This window comes from Micromonospora sp. A202, assembly GCF_006715105.1.
Classification (GTDB): Bacteria; Actinomycetota; Actinomycetes; order Mycobacteriales; family Micromonosporaceae; genus Micromonospora; species Micromonospora zamorensis.
Genome location: NZ_VFMP01000001.1, coordinates 396,955 through 413,122, shown reverse-complemented (window position 1 = coordinate 413,122; position 16,168 = coordinate 396,955). Strand labels below are relative to the sequence as shown.

Below are 16,168 nucleotides of genomic sequence, written 5' to 3'. Positions count from 1 at the left end.
AGCAACGCGGCACCCGGGAGCGGGGGCAACGGTTTTGGTCACCCCTGGCTACCCTGACGGCGCACCCGACCTGACGGAGAGATCGCATGACCAACCCCCCGCCCTCTGGCGGCTGGCACGACCCGGCGTGGTCGGGACAGCAGTCCGGTGACCCCACCCTCCCGGTGAGCAGTCAACCGGCACCCACCCAGCCGATCGAAGTCAACCCATACGCGCCGACCGACCCGTACGCGCCGACCAGTCCGTACGCGGGCGGCGCGCCGCAGATACCGACCCAACCCGGCCCGTACGCGGCCACGCCCGGTTACCCGCCGCCTGGCTACCCGGGTTACGGGTACCCGCCCGCACCGAAGCAGAACGGCCTGGCCATCGCCGCGATGGTCGTCTCGATCATCGGCGCCCTCGGCCTCTGCGCGTACGGCCTCGGTGGCTACATCGGCGCGATCGGCGCGATCCTCGGCCACGTGTCCCGTAAGCAGATCAAGGAGCGCGGCGAGGGCGGCGAGGGCTTCGCCACTGCCGGCATCATCGTCGGCTGGGTCGCCACCGCGCTGGCGGTGCTGGCCACCATCGTCATCGTGATCTTCATCGTCTGGGCCGCGAACCAGGACACGTCCAGCTACGAGAGCGGCAACTACTGAGTTCGGCGAGCCGCCCCCGGGTGCGACCCGGGGGCGGCTCGGCGGTTCACTCGGCCGGTGGGGTGAACGACGAGGTACGGCTCATTCCGGCGGCCCGGCCCTTCGCGGCGACCACGAGCGCCATCTTGCGGGACGCCTCATCGATCATCTCGTCGCCGAGCATCACAGCGCCCAGCTTGCCGCCGGCCTCCGAGGTGTAGTGCTCGTACGCGTCGAGGATCAGCTCGGCGTGGTCGTAGTCGGCCTGCGCCGGCTGGTAGACCTCGTTGGCGGCGTCGATCTGACCCGGGTGCAGCACCCACTTGCCGTCGAAGCCCAGCGCCGCCGAGCGCTTGGCCACCTCGCGGAACCCGTCGACGTCCCGGATCTGCAGGAAGGGGCCGTCGATGGCCTGCTTGTCGTGCATCCGGGCGGCCATCAGGATCCGCATGAGGATGTAGTGGTACGGGTCGCCCGGGTAGTCCGGGATCAGCGCGCCGACCACCAGGGACTTCATGTTGATCGACGCCATGAAGTCGGCCGGGCCGAAGATGATGGTCTCCACGCGCGGCGAGGCGGCGGCGATCGCGTCCACGTTGACCAGCCCGGCGGCGTTCTCGATCTGCGCCTCGATGCCGATCCGGCCGACCTCCAGGCCGAGCGTCTTCTCGATCTGGGTGAGCGTCAGGTCCAGCCACTGCACCTGGGCGGCCGTCTGCACCTTCGGCAGCATGATGCAGTCCAGGTTCGCGCCAGCGCCCTCGACGACGTCGATGACGTCCCGGTAGGTCCACGGGGTGGTCAGGTCGTTGACGCGGACCACGCGGGTCTTCCCGGCCCAGTCCCCCTCGTTGAGCGCGGCCACGATGTTCTTGCGCGCGTCCGGCTTGGCCAGCGGGGCGACGGCGTCCTCCAGGTCGAGGAAGACCTGGTCGGCTGGAAGGCCCTGCGCCTTGCCGAGCATCTTGACGCTGGAACCCGGCACGGCGAGGCAGGACCTGCGGGGGCGACCGACTGCGGCCATGGATGCGCTCCTTCCAGCGTCCGGCGGGCATGCCGACGCCACCTGACGACAGAGTTGAGAACTTAACGATCCCAAAGGGCGTTGTGACGCCACGGTAACCTCGCGCCATGACCGGGGTGAATGGACCTGTGGAAGATCTCACTGGACGTCGGCTGGTGGTGGTGACCGGGGCAAGCTCCGGCATCGGGTTGGCCGCCGCCGTGCAGCTGGCCTGCCGCGGTGACCAGGTTGTGCTGGTCGGGCGGGACCCGGCGCGCCTCCAGACCGCAGCGGAGCGGGTACGGGAGAACTCGGGCGAGCGTCCGGAGTTGTTCCGAGCCGACTTCGCGGTCCTGGACGACGTGCGCCGGCTCGCCGAGCAGCTACGGGCCGCGTACGACCGGATCGACGTGCTCGCCAACAACGCCGGTGCCATCGCGCTGCAACCACTCACCACCGTCGACGGCTTCGAGATGTCGATCCAGGCCAACCACCTGGCCCCGTTCCTGCTGACCAACCTGCTCGCCGACCGGGTGGGCCGGATCGTGGTGACCGCCTCCGGTGCGCACCGCTTCGGCGCGCTCGACCCGGACGACCTGAACGCGCCGCTGCGCGGCTATCGGCCGATCGGCGCGTACGGCACGAGCAAGCAGGCGAACATCCTGTTCACCGCCGAGGCGGCCCGACGCTGGCCGGAGATGTCCGCGTACTGCTTCCACCCGGGGGTGGTGCGCACCCGGTTCGGCAACGACAGCAGGCTGGTCGCGTTCGGCATGCGGTTCATGCCGTTCCGCAGCCCGGAGAAGGGCGCCGAGACACTGGTGTGGCTGGCCAACCAGGACCGGTCCCGGCTGACCAACGGCGGCTTCTACGCCGACCGTCGCCCGCGTCGGCCGTACCGCAAGGCCAGCGACCCGCGGCTCGCCGCCCGACTCTGGCAGGCGAGCGCGAAGGCCGTCGGCATCGCTGGGTAGCGTGGCCGCCATGCTCACTCTCGTCGCGCTGGTCGAGTACGCATCCGGGGCCGAGGCCGCCGGGCAACGCTACGAGGACGCCGTGCTGGCCTTTCTCGGGCGGCACGGCGGCCAGCTGGAACGGCGGCTGCGTGGCACCGACGGGCAGACCGAGGTGCACGTGATCCGGTTCGACGCCCGCGCCGGCTACGAGTCGTTCCTCGTCGATCCGGAACGGGCCGCGCTGCGCGCCGCGCTCGGCGAAGCCGCCCCGACGACCCGGGTCATCGAGGTGCACGAGGTTTAGGCAGGTCCGCTCAATCCCTCAGCGGTTCGGCGTCGGCAGGCAACGGGGTGGGCGGCGCGGCGCGGCGGCCGGCCCGGGCGCCGCCGAGCACCACCACCGCCACCCCGGCCAGCAGCAGCGCCATCCCGAGCAGCGCGTACGGGCGGGGAACCTGACCCAGCCAGGCCCAACCGAGCAGGGCCGCGCCGGGCGCCTCCAGCAGGATCAGCACGCTCACAGTGGTCGCCGGGATCTTCTTCAGCGCGTAGTTGAACATCGAGTGCCCGAGCAGTTGGGCGCCGACCACGAGGGCGAGGATGGCCAGCCAGGTCCGCCCGTCGAACCCGGTCAGCCGTACGCCGCCGATCAGGCACATGACCAGCAGGAGCAGTGCACAGATCCCGTAACAGATGGTGGTGTAGGTGGTGGTGCTGATGCTGGTCCGCGCCCGCTCACCGAAGGCGGTGTAGACGGCGGCGAACATGCCGCCGGTCAACGCCAGCACGTCGCCGAGGACGGCCCTGCCGGAGACCCCCACGTCCACCCCGGTGGCGATCGCGGCGCCGCCGACCGCCACCGCGATGCCGATCCACACGATCCGGGGCAGCCCACGCCCCTGGGCGCGCGCGATCAGCCCCTGCCAGACCGGCTGGGTGGCGACCAGGGCGGTGGACGTGGCGACCGAGGTGAGCTGGGCGCTCGGCACCCACGTCGCGAAGTGACCGGCCAGCGCGACCCCGGACAGGATGCAGAACAGTCCCTCCCGCCGGCCCACGCCGGTGGTCAGCCTGCGGAACTCGGAGCGACGGCGGGCCAGCGCGAAAGGGCTCAGCACTGCCACCGCGAGCAGGTTGCGCCAGAACGCGATGGCCAGCGCGGGTGCGGCGGCGTACGCGATCAGTGGCGCGGACGACGACACGGCGACCACGGCCAAACCGACCGCGCCGGTGGTCAGCGGATCCAGGGACGGCCGGGGTGAAGGTGGGGACACGGGACGTAATCCTCACACGTATGACGGACAACACGCAGGGTCATCACTCCGTTACGATCACGCGGGTCCGCGCCGCCAACCCCCGACCGCCCGGAGGCGCTCCCCCATGCCCACCTACCAGGCGGTGCTGTTCGATTTCTTCGGCACCCTCACCCGTTCGGTGCAGCGCGGTGTCGCGCACACCGACACCGCCGAGCTGCTCGGATGTGACACCGACACGTTGACCGAGGTGCTGGACCGCACGTACTACGAGCGGGCCACCGGTCGACTCGGCAACGCGGAGGCGACCCTTCGGTGGGTGTGCGCCCAGGCCGGCGTACACCCGAGCGACGCCGCGGTGCGGGCGGCCGTTGCGTCCCGGCACCGGGCGGTCCGCGCGGACACGTGGCTGCGCGCCGACGCCGTGCCGGTGCTGGCGGCCCTACGCCGGCGCGGCCTGCGTACCGGTGTGATCAGCGACTGTACGCACGAACTGCCGGCCTTCCTGCCACAGCTCGCGGTCGCCCGGCTGCTCGACGTGCGGGTCTTCTCGGTACAGGTCGGACGGTGCAAGCCGGACCCGGCGCTCTACCTGACCGCCTGCCAGCGGCTCGGGCTCGCCCCGGGCGACTGCCTGTACGTCGGTGACGGCGGCAGCCAGGAGTTGACCGGCGCCGAGCGGGCCGGGATGACCGCGGTCCGGCTCGCCGCGACGGACCTGGCCACGCACATGGTGTTCAACGCCGACCTGGACTGGCGCGGCCCCACAATCGGCACCCTGCGCGAGGTGCTCGCCCTGGTCGACGTCGACGCCGAGGTGGTGGGCGCCGGCGGCCGGGCGGGCTGACGCGCCGATCAGCGGCGACGCACCCGGTGCAGGCGGAACGGCTTGCGGGTGGCCCGGACGGCCGGGGTGGGCCGAGGCGGCTCGGCCTGCGCGTCGGCCGGCAGGTCCGCGCCGGCCAGCGGCGTTCCGGCCGGGGTGAGCCGATTGACCGCGCATCCGTCGGCGACCCAGCGGGCCACCAGGTCAGCGGTCGGGCCGGGCGCGTTGAGACGCTTCGCCGCCACCAGCGGCGCGGCGGTGTCCCACGCCTCGGTGCCCGGCTGCACCCGGCTCACCTGTGCCGACCAGGTGACGATCCGACCACCGTGGTCGCCGCGCAGGGAGACCTGCGCCTCGGTGGCGTCGGCCAGACCCGGCGCTGCCTGCTCGCCCGGCCCGCTGACCACCAGGAGAGCGCCCTCCAGTGGGGCGCACCAGAGCGCGAGCGCCGGCCCACCGGAAACGCTGACCCAGGCCACGGCAGCCTTCTTCATCGCCTCGTCGACCAGCGGCGTCGACCCACGCGCGTCGTCAGTCACCCTCGCATCCTGCCGCACCTCGGCCGCTGACGCGTAGGCCGCCGGCGCTTTGGTGCGATCAGCCCACGAACGGCGGCACCGCGATCTCACCGCGCGCCACCGGCATCACCTGACCGGCGACGGTCGCACCGACCGCCACACCGTTCGCCGCGGTGACCGTGCAGGCCAGCGAGGACGGGCGGTTGATCTCCACACCCTGACGGACCGCGTAACGGGACAGCCCCTCGGCCGGCAGCAGACCGCTCGCCACCAGCCAGACACCGAGGCCGAGGGCCGCCGAGCCGGTCGCCGGGTCCTCCGGGACACCCATCCCCGGCACGAAGACCCGGGCGTGCGCGGTTTGCGTGGCGGCGTCCCAGGAGAAGACGCTGACGTGCGACACCCCATAACGCTGCGCCGCCGTCGCGTTCACCCGCGCGCGGGCCACCGACTCCGGACGCACCGGGAGGTACGGGAACTCCAAACCGCAGCCGGCGACGCGGGGAGCGGGCCCGATGTGGTCGTCCGCGAGCAGCCCGGCGATCTCCAGCAACGGCTCCGGGTCCAATTCCGGCCCGAGAGTCGGCGTGCCCCCGGTCAGCGTCGCCCCCGACGCGGTCACCTCGATCGGCAGCACCCCGGCCTTGCACTCCTGGGTGACCTGTCCCACACCGAACATGCCCCGCCGGCTGGCGGTGACCGCCGCGCCGACGCTCGGGTGCCCGGCGAACGGCAACTCCTCCACCGGGGTGAAGATCCGGGCCCGGTAGGTGGCGCCGACCTGGGTCGGTGGCAGCACGAACACCGTCTCGGACAGGTTGAACTCCAGCGCGAGCGCCTGCATCTGCTCGGTGGCCAGCGCCTCCGCGCCGAACACCACGGCCAGCGGGTTGCCGGCGAAAGGGCGGTCGGTGAAGACGTCCACGATCTCGTAGGCCAAGGTCGACATGTTGATAAACACTAGGCGCTTAGGCTGGTGCCCGTGAGCACGCCGACCCGGGTCTACATCGCCCGTCTCGCCGGAGTCGCCGTCTTCGACCCGAACGGCGACCAGGTGGGGCGGGTTCGTGACGCCGTGGCACGGCTGCGGGCGACCAAACGGCCCCCGGAGGTGGTGGGCCTCGTCGCCGAGATGCCGATGCGCCGCCGGATCTTCCTGTCCATCAACCGGATCACGTCCATCGACGTGGACGCCGTCGTGCTGGGCTCCGGCACCCTCAACCTGCGCCGGTTCGAGAAGCGCCCGAACGAGCTGCTGGTGCTCCAGGAACTGCTGGACCGACGGGTACAGCTCGACCCGGGCGGCCAGCCCGGCGCCGTCGTGGACGTCGCGATGGACTGCAGCCGGGGCGGCGAGTGGTCGCTGACCCGCGTCGCCGTACGGGAGCAGACCGGTCGGCTCAGCCGCCGCGGCCACCTGCACCAGGTCGAGTGGGACCGGGTGCGCGGGCTCAGCGGCATCGCCGACAACCGGGGTACGGCCAACCTGCTCGCCGTCCTGGAGGACATGCGCCCGGCCGACCTGGCCAACGCGCTGCAGGACCTGCCCGACGCCCGGCGCAACGAGGTCGCCGCCGCGCTGGACGACGAGCGGCTGGCCGACGTGCTCAGCGAGCTGCCCGAGCACGACCAGGTGGAGATCCTCGCCGCCCTCGACCGGGAGCGGGCCGCCGACGTACTGGAGGAGATGGACCCGGACGACGCCGCGGACCTGCTCAACGAGCTGCCCCCACCGGAGCAGGACGTGCTGCTGGACCTCATGGAGCCGGACGAGGCCGACCCGGTGCGTCAGCTCCTGAAATACACGCCCGGCACGGCGGGCAGCGTGATGACCTCGGAGCCGGTCATCCTGCCGCCGGACGCCACCGTCGCCGAGGCGCTGGCCCGGATCCGGGAACCACAGCTCTCCCCCGCCGTCGCCGCACAGGTCTTCGTGACCCGGGCGCCGCAGATCACCCCGACCGGCCGCTACCTGGGCATGGTGCACTTCCAGGCGCTGCTGCGTGAGCCGCCGGCCGACCTGTTGGGCAAGGTGGTGGTCAACGACATCGACCCGCTGCGCCCCACCACCCCGTTACCGGAGATCACCCGGCGGATGGCCACCTACGACCTGGTCGCCATGCCGGTGATCGACCGGAGCAACCGGCTGGTCGGCGCCGTGACAGTGGACGACGTGCTGGACCACTCGCTGCCCCGGGACTGGCGGGACCGCGACGCCCTGACCGGCCCGGGCACCACCGACGCGGGGCTGGACGGCGCGGATGGCTGAGCAGCGGCGGAACGAACGGCTCGACCAGCCACGCGAGCCCAGGGGCATCAAGCTGCCCCGGTTCGACGCGGAGGCCTTCGGCCGGTGGTCCGAGGGCATCGCCCGGGGCATGGGCACCGCGAACTTCATCGTCGTCATGACGGTGGTGATCGCGATCTGGTTCGTCTGGAACACGTTGGCCCCGACGGACCTGCGCTTCGACCCGTACACCTTCACGTTCCTGACCCTGGTGCTGTCGTTGCAGGCCAGCTACGCGGCACCGCTGATCCTGCTGGCCCAGAACCGGCAGGCCGACCGGGACCGCGTGGCCCTGGAGGAGGACCGGCGGCGAGCCACCGCGCAGAAGGCGGACACCGAGTACCTGGCGAGGGAGATCGCCGCACTGCGGATCGCGATGGGTGAGGTGGCCACCCGCGACTTCCTCCGCTCCGAGCTGGCCCGGCTGGCCGAGGAACTGGACGAGGCGGGGCAGCGCCGGCAACGGCTGGAACGCCGCCAGCAGGACAAGGACATCCGGCAGGAGAAGCGCGGCAGGCGACCGACCGACGGTGTCGGCCTGGACGAACCACGCGACGACCTGGACGGCGACTTCGCCCGGGACGCCCGGCCGGACGGCACCGGGCCCCGCCCAGCGGACGGCTGATCAACAGGTCATCGATTGGCTCACACCGCCCCGGCCAGCGGCAGCAGCGGATGCCCCGCGACGTAGCATTGCGGGCATGTCAGCACCCGTGAGCACCGTCGAGGACGCGATCCAGGCCGCCCTGGCCACCGTCAACGACCCGGAGATCCGCCGGCCCATCACCGAGCTGGGCATGGTCCGCTCCGCCACGATCGCTGCCAGCGGCGTCGTACGCGTCGAGCTGCTGCTCACCGTCGCCGGCTGCCCCCTGAAGGACAAGCTGCGTAACGACATCACCGCCGCCGTTGCAGCGGTGCCCGGCGTCACCGGCGTGGAGATCGACTTCGGTGTGATGAGCCCCGAGCAGCGGCAGGGGTTGCAGTCGCAGCTGCGCGGCGGCGGCGCCACCGAGGAGCCCGTCATCCCGTTCGCCCAGCCCGGCTCGCGCACCCGTGTGTACGCGGTTGCCAGCGGCAAGGGTGGCGTCGGCAAGTCCAGCGTGACTGTCAACCTGGCAGCGGCCCTCGCCGCCCGCGGGCTCTCCGTCGGCGTGGTCGACGCGGACATCTACGGCCACTCGGTGCCCCGGATGCTCGGCACGGAGGCCCGGCCCACCCGCGTCGAAGACATGATCATGCCGCCGCAGTCGCACGGCGTGAAGGTGATCTCCATCGGCATGTTCACCTCCGGCAACGCCGCAGTGGTGTGGCGCGGCCCGATGCTGCACCGGGCGTTGCAGCAGTTCCTGGCCGACGTCTACTGGGGCGACCTGGACGTGCTCCTGCTCGACCTGCCCCCGGGCACTGGTGACGTGGCCATCTCGCTGGCCCAACTGCTCCCCAACTCGGAGATCCTGATCGTCACCACGCCACAGACCGCCGCCGCCGAGGTGGCCGAACGGGCCGGTGCGATCGCCCTGCAGACCCACCAGCGGGTGGTTGGCGTCATCGAGAACATGTCCTGGCTGGAGCTCCCGGACGGCTCACGGATGGAGATCTTCGGTGCCGGGGGTGGCACGGCCGTCGCCGAGTCGCTGAGCCGGACCATCGGCGCCCAGGTGCCACTGCTCGGGCAGATCCCGCTGGACACCCGGGTCCGCGAAGCCGGCGACGCGGGCAACCCGATCGTGCTGGCCGATCCGGAGTCCCCGGCCGCGCAGGCACTCAACTCCGTCGCCGACCGGCTCGCGATGCGCCGTGAGTCGCTGCTCGGCAAGCCGCTCGGTCTCAAGCCCGCCGGTCGCTGACCACCACGACACCGCCAGCCCGTCGGCCACTGTTGGCCGGCGGGCTGAGTCGTGTCTGCGGGTGGGCCGTCCAGCCCAGGCGTGGCCGGCACGGTCCGCGCGCGTGGTCGGCATGGCCGTGTCGTCGGCACGGCCGCGCGGCGCATGGTCAACTCGGGTTTCTGAAGTCGGGGCATTCCGCGCCGATTTAGGGCCGACTTCCTGAAACCCGAGCTGATCAAGGCGAGCGCAGGCCGCGCGAGCACGAAGGCAGGCCGCAGAGGCGGAGCCGAGCGCGGGCCGAGCCGAGCACGCGGGGTCGGTCAGGTGGCGTCGTCGTAGCTGACGCGGGGGGCCGGCGCCGAGGGGCTGGTGGTGGCCGTGCCGGGCCGGGCGCCGTCCGACCTCAGGTCGGCGGAGCTGGCCACGTCCTTGAGGTCGTCGTGCACGCTGCTGACGTCGGCGCGCAGGTTGTCGTAGACGCCCTGCAACGGCTTACGGATCGCCGCCTCGTCCTCCTCGCTGAGGAGGTGCTTGCGGATGAACGCCTTCGGGTGCAGGTCCTCCAGCTGGATGTCGGTGCCCAGCTCGCGACTCAGGTCACCGGTGGCGTTGCGGGCCATGTTGCGCAGGTTGCGCACCAGCCGCAGGCCGTCGGTGATGACTGCGGGCAGCCGGTCACCGAAGATCAGCAGCGCCAGGAGCAGCAGCGCTCCGATTTCCCACCAGTTCAGGTTGTCGAGCATCCCGCTGGCCTCCTCTCGGCGTCAGCAGCAAGACTACGCACGCCGGGAGGCGTTCGGGCAAGGGGTGAGCCGCTGTTCACTTCGCGTCCGCGGCGAGAGTTACCGAGGTGTTCTGCCGGTCGGAGCCCCGCCGGAACTCGACGGTCACCACCGATCCCGGCGCGTACTTGCGTACCAGCGCGGTCAGGTCCGTCGGCTCGGTCATCGGCCGGCCGTTGATCTTGAGGATCACGTCGCCGACCTTCAACCCGGCGCCGGCCGCCGGGCCGGACGGCTCCACCTCCGCCAGCCGCAGGCCACCCCCGAGAGCTCCGGTCGGGCCGTCCACGCGGGCGCCGATCACCGTACGCCGAGCCTTGCCGGTGCCGATGATGTCCTGGGTCACCCGCTTGGCCTGGTTGATCGGGATGGCGAAGGCGAGGCCGATGTTGCCGGCCTCCTGCCCCTCGGCGACCAGTGACTTGATCGTGGAGTTGACCCCGACCACCCGCCCGGCGCCGTCGACCAACGGCCCGCCGGAGTTGCCGTGGTTGACCGCGGCGTCGGTCTGGATCGCCGCGTAGTAGCGCACCGGCCCGCCCGGCTCACCTGCCTGCATCGTCCGGTCCAGGGCACTCACGATGCCGGCGGTGACCGTGTTGGCCAGCGAGAGCGGTGAGCCCATGGCGAGCACCGGGTCGCCGACGGCCAGCGCGTCGGAGTCCCCGAACTCCACCGCCCGCAGGCCGGGCCGGCTCACCTTGATCACGGCGATGTCCGATTCCGGGTCCTGACCGACGATGGTCGCCGGCGCGGTGCTGCCGTCGTTGAAGACCACCGAGGCCTTGCCGGTGCCGCCGGCCACCACATGGTCGTTGGTGATCACATGACCGTCGGCGGTGGCGATGAAGCCGGAGCCCTCACTGGTGCCGCCGAGACTGCTCACCCGCACGGTGACCACGCTGGGCAGGACCCGCTCGGCGACACCGGCCAGTGACTCCGGCTTGCGCTGGGCCAGCGCCGGGGCCTCCGCGGGCGCACCGCCGAGCACCGCCTCACCGGCCCCGCCGCGGACCGCGAACGCGTAGCCGAGCGCGCCGCCGAGGGTGCCGGCCAGCAGAGCGGTGAGTACGGGGATGAGCAGCAGGTGACGCAGCGTCGGTCGGCCCGGCGCGTCCGGGTCGGTGACCGCCTCGGGCTCGGTGCCGGTCGCCACCACGCCGGGCACCACCACCGCGGTCGGCGCAGCCGGGTCCCGCCATGGATCGGCAAGCGCGTCCGACCACCAGGGCGACGCCCCGGCCGTGCCGGACGTGCCGGGTGCGGGCCAGCTCGGCGATGCCCCAGCCGGGCCGTACGTGCCAGGTGCCGGCCAGGGCGGCGCTCCGGCTGGGCCGTACGCGCCAGCTGCGGGCCAGGGCGGCGCCCCAGCCGGGCCGTAGGTGCCGGGTGCGGGCCAGCTCGACGAGGGCCCGACGGGCGGCACAGCGGCCCCGGGCGTCGTCGGCGGGTGCCCTGGTGCCGGGCCGCCGGCTGACGGCACGACGGGCACGTTGCCAGCCCCTGGCGTGGTCGGCGATCCCGCCGGAGGGGTCCCTGCCACGGGCAGTCCCGCCGGGGTCTCACCGCCCCGGCGCCAGTCCCAGCCGTCGGTCACGTCGGTGCCTCCCAGTCCGTCCCCGGATCCCGCGCCGCGTCGCCCGGCCACGGGCCGGTTCGGTCGCGGCTGACGGGATACCGCCTCCAGGATTGCACGGATGCCCGCGATGGAGTCACCGCTTGCCCCGGTGATCGCAACAGGCGGAGGCGCGGCTGCGCCTCATGACGGTCGCCTCTACGCTCACAGTGCCAACCCGCCCCCGCACCACGCACCGCCCCCGGAGGTGCCCCATCGCCACGGTCGCCGGTTCCGGCAGTTCGACGGCACAGGCTCAACAGTTCGCCGAGTCGTACGTCACCGAGGACCTCGTTCTGCGCACCGCCCGCAGCCTGGCCCGGGAGGTGGGCCTCGACGCGGTCACCCCCGGCGCGGGAGCGGCGCTGCGGCTGCTGGCCGCTGCCGGCAACGCCCGCGCCGTGGTGGAGATCGGCACCGGCACCGGGGTGAGCGGCGTCTGGCTGCTCCGCGGCATGCGCGCCGACGGCGTGCTCACCACCATCGACGTGGAGGTGGAGCACCAGCGGATCGCGCGACGGATCTTCGCCGAGGCGGGCTTCGCCGCCGGCCGTACGCGGATCATCACCGGCCGGGCGCTGGATGTGCTGCCCCGGCTCGCCGATGGCGCGTACGACCTGGTCTTCGTGGACGCGGAGGCGACAGGCTTCCACGCCTGCGTGGAGGCGGCGCTGCGGTTGTTGCGCCCGGGGGGCGTGCTCGCGCTCAACGGTGTGCTGGCCGGCGGCCGGATCGGTGACCCGGCCGCTCGGGACGCGGAGACGGTGACCGTCCGCGAGACGATCAAGGCGGTCCGGGAGTCGGAGCACTGGATCCCCGCTCTGCTTCCGGTCGGCCACGGGGTGCTCGCCGCGGTGAAGTGCTGACCTGGTCAGTCGACGCTGGCCAGCCAGCGCAGCAACCACCGGACGCCCCAGCCGGTGGCGCCTTTGCTGACCTCTGCGTGGTCGCCATCCGCCCAGGACGGGGCCGACATGTCCAGGTGCAGCCAGCGGTCGCGTAGGTCGCCGGTGAACTCACGCAGGTAGAGGGCGGCCAGCACCGAGCCGGCTCCCTGTGCCGGCGCGCTGTAGAGGTCGGCGATCTCGCTGCCCAGGTATTCGACGTAGTCGCCGTGCAGCGGCATCCGCCACACCGACTCGCCGGCTGCTTCGGCCGCGGCCCGCACGTCGGCGGCCAGCTGGTCGTTCTCGCTGTACAGGGCGGCGGTGCGCTTGCCCAGGGCTACGGCGTTGGCGCCGGTGAGGGTGGCCAGGTCGAGCAGCAGGTCCGGCTTGAGCTGCTGCACCGCGTACGCGAGGGCGTCGGCGAGGACCAGCCGGCCCTCGGCGTCGGAGTTGGTCGTCTCGCTGGTCGTGCCGCCGTAGTGCCGGATGACGTCGCCGGGGCGGAACGCGGAGCCGCTGACCATGTTTTCGGCGAGCGGGGCCAGCGTGGTGATCCGGACCGGCAGCCGAAGCGTGGCGGCGCCCACTGTGGCGGCCACGACGGCGGCGGCGCCGGCCATGTCCTTGCGCATCAGTTTCATCGCCGGCACCGGCTTGATCGAGATGCCGCCGGTGTCGAAGGTGATGCCCTTGCCGATCAGCACCACGTGCGTACGCGCGTCGGCGGGGTGCCAGTCCAGTTCGACGAGTCGGGGGCCGCTGGCCGAGCCGCCGCCCACGGCGAGGATGCCGCCGAAACCCTCGGCGGCCAGTTCGTCCGGGCCACGGACCCGCAGCCGCAGGTCCGGCAGGTCGGCTGCGGCGGAGGCCACCTGCTCGGCGAACCACTGCGGGTTCTTCAGCGAGCTGGGGGTGTTGGTCAGGTCACGGGCGAGGTGGGTCATCGCCGCGGTGGTCCGGGCCGTGGCGACGATGGCCTCGAACGCGCCCGGGTCGGCGAGCAGCAGATCGACGCTGCTGAGCGCCGGTGTGGTGCCGGCCTCGGTCATCCGGAACCGGTACGGGGCGAGCAGCAGCCCCTCGGTGAACCCGCGGACGGCGGCCGGAGCCACGTCGGCCGGCAACGCGATGGTGATATGGATCTCATCTGCGGCGGAGCGGGCCAGGGCCGCGCCAGCCGTCCGCCAGGCCGCCTCGTCTCCGTCACCGATGCCGAGCAGCAGCAGCCGGCCGGGAGTACGCCCGGGGCGGAGCTGGGTGTGGATCTCACCGGCCCGTCCGCTCAGTCGGGCCGCCGGCACCAGCGCGGCGGCCTCGTCGGCCGTGCCGTCCGGGGGTGCCACGGCGGTCGGGACGGGCTCGGCCGAGGTGTCACCTCCCGCTGCCGCATCGGCGGTGCGAACAGGCAGGACGAGCACGTCGAGCCGGTCGGGCTCGGCGATCAGACGGATGGCGAGCACGCGGGACCGTACCTCCAGGAAAGTGTCGCGGAGCGGAACCGAGCCCGCCTGCCCGCGCTGATGAAGACCCTGAGCCACCGGCGTTACCGGTGGCTCAGGGTCGCAAGAACGCTCCGGGCGGCGTGAGCCGCCCGGACCACTCCTTACTCAGCCGGCCGCCGCCTTCAACGCGTCACCGAGCGCGTTGGCCTCGTCGGGAGTCATCTCGACGACGAGCCGGCCACCGCCCTCCAGCGGGACCCGCATGACGATGCCCCGCCCCTCCTTGGTGACTTCCAGCGGACCGTCGCCCGTCCGCGGCTTCATCGCCGCCATGTTGTCTCCCCTCAGACCTACACCAGGGTCGGTGGGTTGCCCCACAGCCACTTCGTCTCGACCACCCGCAACGGTCACGGGGGTGTCGACCAACGATTTTCCCTGATGAACACCGCCGGACCCAAACCGGAGCAGCATTGATGTAACAGCATCTAGCTTATCTTGAGAAGGCCTGTCACAATGTGCGGTCATGCAGGCACGGTCGGCACTCTTCGACCTGTACGGCGACCACCTCCGTCCGAGGGGTGGCCGTGCACCGGTTGCTGCCCTGGTCAAGCTGCTGGCGCCGCTGGGAATCGCACCGCCAGCCGTTCGCACCGCAGTGTCTCGGATGGTGCGCCAGGGCTGGCTGGAGCCACTCCGATTGGTCTCTGGACCGGGATATTCGATCACACCGAAAGCAGCCCGACGACTCGACGAGGCAGCGGCCCGGATCTACCGGACCGGCCGGGTCACCTGGGACGGCCGGTTCGATCTGCTGGTGCTGGAGGCCCCCGGCTCCCGACGGGACCGGCAGCGGCTCGCCTCCAACCTGAGCTTCCTCGGCTACGGCACCCTCGACGAGCAGACCTGGGTCGCCACCCGCCCCGCCGAGGACGTGGACCTGCTCCTCGCCGAGGCCGGCATCCGGTTCGAGCGGTTCACCGCCTCGCACTTCGCCGGCACCCCCGGCGCGATGGGTGTGGTCCGGCGGGCGTGGAACCTCACCGAGATCGGTCACGCCTACGAGCGGTTCGTCGCGGACCAGCGCCCGCTGCTCGCGGCGGTCACCGTGCGCAGCAGCGACGAGGAGGCGTACGCGACCAGGTTCCGGCTCGTGCACGCGTGGCGTACGTTCCTGTTCCAGGACCCGCAGCTGCCCCCGGCGCTGCTGCCCGAGCGCTGGCCCGGCACCGCCGCGGCCAGTTTCTTCGACCGGCACGCGGCACGTCTGCGTCCGGCCGCCGACCGGTACGTCGAACAGTGCCTCGACGCCGGCAACCGCCTCGTCCGACAGAAGGGTCGTTAGACACGTGACCGAGCCGCTGCTGGTCGACCGGACCGACGCCGTCGTCACCCTCACGCTGAACCGGCCGAACGCGATGAACGCGCTCGACGTGGCGCTCAAGGAGGCGCTGCGGGACGCCCTGGCGGAGCTGGAGACCGACCGGTCCTGCCGCGCGGTCGTGCTGGCCGGGGCGGGCGGATCGTTCAGCGCCGGTCAGGACCTGCGCGAGCACGTGTCGACCCTGGAGAACTCCGCCAGTGACCCGCTGGGCACCGTGCGGGCGCACTACAACCCGATCGCCGCCCGGCTGGCCAACCTGCCCAAGCCGGTGGTCGCCGCGGTCCGTGGGATGGCCGCCGGGGCAGGCGCGTCGTTGGCGTTCCTCGCCGACATCCGCATCGGCGGGCCGACGACCAGTTTCCTGATGGCCTTCGCCAAGGTCGGCCTCGCCGCCGACACCGGCGCCTCCTGGACGCTGCCCCGACTGGTCGGCCACGCCAAGGCGGTGGAGCTGCTGCTGCTGGCCGAGCCGGTCCGCGCCGAGGAGGCCTGCCGGCTGGGGCTGCTCAACCGGCTGACCGACGACGACGAGCAGGTGCTGCCGGCAGCACAGGAGTTGGCCGCCCGCCTCGCCGCCGGCCCCACCGTCGCGTACGGGGCGATCAAGCGGCAACTCTCCATCGCCGACGCCGGCACCCTCGCCGACGCCCTCGCGGCCGAGGCGCAGGCCCAGTCGATCTGCGGTGCCACCGCCGACCACAGGGCGGCCACGCTCGCCTTCGTCGCCAAGCAAAAACCGGTCTTCGAGGGACGCTGAACGCGATTC

At 72.3% G+C, this 16,168-nt stretch carries 18 protein-coding genes; 10 read left to right on the top strand and 8 right to left on the bottom strand.

All coding sequences use genetic code 11. From position 1 onward, the window contains the following. The first annotated feature begins 86 nt into the window (after nucleotides 1–86). Nucleotides 87–641, top strand: coding sequence for a DUF4190 domain-containing protein (locus FBZ33_RS01990; RefSeq protein WP_088951377.1), 555 nt, complete (start codon nucleotides 87–89; stop codon nucleotides 639–641). A gap of 46 nt (nucleotides 642–687) precedes the next feature. Here FBZ33_RS01990 and FBZ33_RS01985 read toward each other — a convergent pair whose 3' ends face one another. Next, a complete protein-coding gene (locus FBZ33_RS01985; protein ID WP_088951376.1) occupies nucleotides 688–1,644 on the bottom strand; it encodes a CoA ester lyase in 957 nt (318 codons plus the stop codon). Nucleotides 1,645–1,772: 128 nt separating this feature from the next. Here FBZ33_RS01985 and FBZ33_RS01980 point away from each other — a divergent pair, with 128 nt between their 5' ends. Together FBZ33_RS01980 and FBZ33_RS01975 are read left to right on the top strand one after the other, a co-directional pair. Then, nucleotides 1,773–2,597, top strand: a complete 825-nt coding sequence (locus FBZ33_RS01980) for an SDR family NAD(P)-dependent oxidoreductase (protein ID WP_141912348.1) — start codon at nucleotides 1,773–1,775, stop codon at nucleotides 2,595–2,597. A gap of 10 nt (nucleotides 2,598–2,607) precedes the next feature. After that, complete coding sequence (locus FBZ33_RS01975; protein WP_231927205.1) at nucleotides 2,608–2,883, top strand: hypothetical protein; 276 nt, start codon at nucleotides 2,608–2,610, stop codon at nucleotides 2,881–2,883. Nucleotides 2,884–2,893: 10 nt separating this feature from the next. On the opposite strand, the gene FBZ33_RS01970 is transcribed toward FBZ33_RS01975, so the two are convergent. Continuing rightward, entirely contained in the window at nucleotides 2,894–3,853 is a 960-nt protein-coding gene (locus FBZ33_RS01970; RefSeq protein ID WP_141907810.1) for a DMT family transporter, read from the bottom strand. A gap of 106 nt (nucleotides 3,854–3,959) precedes the next feature. Between FBZ33_RS01970 and FBZ33_RS01965 the strand changes: the two genes are divergently transcribed. Further along, on the top strand, nucleotides 3,960–4,679 hold the full coding sequence (locus FBZ33_RS01965) for an HAD family hydrolase (protein WP_141907809.1): 720 nt from the start codon (nucleotides 3,960–3,962) through the stop codon (nucleotides 4,677–4,679). Between the two features lie 8 nt (nucleotides 4,680–4,687). Here FBZ33_RS01965 and FBZ33_RS01960 read toward each other — a convergent pair whose 3' ends face one another. Next, the gene (locus FBZ33_RS01960; protein ID WP_141907808.1) at nucleotides 4,688–5,197 is read right to left on the bottom strand and encodes a hypothetical protein; all 510 of its coding nucleotides are present in this window, start codon (nucleotides 5,195–5,197) and stop codon (nucleotides 4,688–4,690) included. Nucleotides 5,198–5,255: 58 nt separating this feature from the next. After that, the gene (locus tag FBZ33_RS01955) at nucleotides 5,256–6,125 is read right to left on the bottom strand and encodes a PhzF family phenazine biosynthesis protein (RefSeq protein ID WP_141907807.1); all 870 of its coding nucleotides are present in this window, start codon (nucleotides 6,123–6,125) and stop codon (nucleotides 5,256–5,258) included. 33 nt (nucleotides 6,126–6,158) lie between these two features. Between FBZ33_RS01955 and FBZ33_RS01950 the strand changes: the two genes are divergently transcribed. The 3 genes from FBZ33_RS01950 to FBZ33_RS01940 all read left to right on the top strand — a co-directional run bounded on the left by FBZ33_RS01950 (nucleotide 6,159) and on the right by FBZ33_RS01940 (nucleotide 9,313). Then, nucleotides 6,159–7,445, top strand: a complete 1,287-nt coding sequence (locus FBZ33_RS01950) for a magnesium transporter MgtE N-terminal domain-containing protein (protein ID WP_141907806.1) — start codon at nucleotides 6,159–6,161, stop codon at nucleotides 7,443–7,445. After that, nucleotides 7,438–8,088 (top strand): DUF1003 domain-containing protein, encoded by a 651-nt coding sequence (locus FBZ33_RS01945; RefSeq protein ID WP_141907805.1) that lies wholly within the window; start codon nucleotides 7,438–7,440, stop codon nucleotides 8,086–8,088. The genes FBZ33_RS01950 and FBZ33_RS01945 overlap by 8 nt, the downstream gene beginning before the upstream one ends. A gap of 76 nt (nucleotides 8,089–8,164) precedes the next feature. Beyond that, the gene (locus FBZ33_RS01940) at nucleotides 8,165–9,313 is read left to right on the top strand and encodes an Mrp/NBP35 family ATP-binding protein (RefSeq protein WP_141907804.1); all 1,149 of its coding nucleotides are present in this window, start codon (nucleotides 8,165–8,167) and stop codon (nucleotides 9,311–9,313) included. A 302-nt stretch (nucleotides 9,314–9,615) separates the two neighbouring features. On the opposite strand, the gene FBZ33_RS01935 is transcribed toward FBZ33_RS01940, so the two are convergent. Together FBZ33_RS01935 and FBZ33_RS01930 are read right to left on the bottom strand one after the other, a co-directional pair. After that, on the bottom strand, nucleotides 9,616–10,038 hold the full coding sequence (locus FBZ33_RS01935; protein ID WP_088951365.1) for a preprotein translocase subunit TatB: 423 nt from the start codon (nucleotides 10,036–10,038) through the stop codon (nucleotides 9,616–9,618). Between the two features lie 76 nt (nucleotides 10,039–10,114). After that, nucleotides 10,115–11,560, bottom strand: coding sequence for a S1C family serine protease (locus tag FBZ33_RS01930; protein ID WP_255508692.1), 1,446 nt, complete (start codon nucleotides 11,558–11,560; stop codon nucleotides 10,115–10,117). A gap of 278 nt (nucleotides 11,561–11,838) precedes the next feature. Between FBZ33_RS01930 and FBZ33_RS01925 the strand changes: the two genes are divergently transcribed. After that, on the top strand, nucleotides 11,839–12,558 hold the full coding sequence (locus FBZ33_RS01925) for an O-methyltransferase (protein WP_256440149.1): 720 nt from the start codon (nucleotides 11,839–11,841) through the stop codon (nucleotides 12,556–12,558). Nucleotides 12,559–12,563: 5 nt separating this feature from the next. Here the strand turns inward: FBZ33_RS01925 and FBZ33_RS01920 are convergent, their stop codons facing one another. Then, on the bottom strand, nucleotides 12,564–14,039 hold the full coding sequence (locus FBZ33_RS01920) for a M17 family metallopeptidase (RefSeq protein ID WP_141907803.1): 1,476 nt from the start codon (nucleotides 14,037–14,039) through the stop codon (nucleotides 12,564–12,566). 147 nt (nucleotides 14,040–14,186) lie between these two features. Continuing rightward, complete coding sequence (locus tag FBZ33_RS01915) at nucleotides 14,187–14,354, bottom strand: DUF3117 domain-containing protein (protein WP_007455245.1); 168 nt, start codon at nucleotides 14,352–14,354, stop codon at nucleotides 14,187–14,189. Nucleotides 14,355–14,544: 190 nt separating this feature from the next. On the opposite strand from FBZ33_RS01915, the gene FBZ33_RS01910 reads away from it, so the two are divergent. Continuing rightward, nucleotides 14,545–15,363, top strand: a complete 819-nt coding sequence (locus tag FBZ33_RS01910) for a PaaX family transcriptional regulator C-terminal domain-containing protein (RefSeq protein ID WP_088951363.1) — start codon at nucleotides 14,545–14,547, stop codon at nucleotides 15,361–15,363. Between the two features lie 4 nt (nucleotides 15,364–15,367). Further along, nucleotides 15,368–16,159 (top strand): enoyl-CoA hydratase-related protein, encoded by a 792-nt coding sequence (locus FBZ33_RS01905; RefSeq protein ID WP_099850290.1) that lies wholly within the window; start codon nucleotides 15,368–15,370, stop codon nucleotides 16,157–16,159. Nucleotides 16,160–16,168 lie beyond the last annotated feature (9 nt).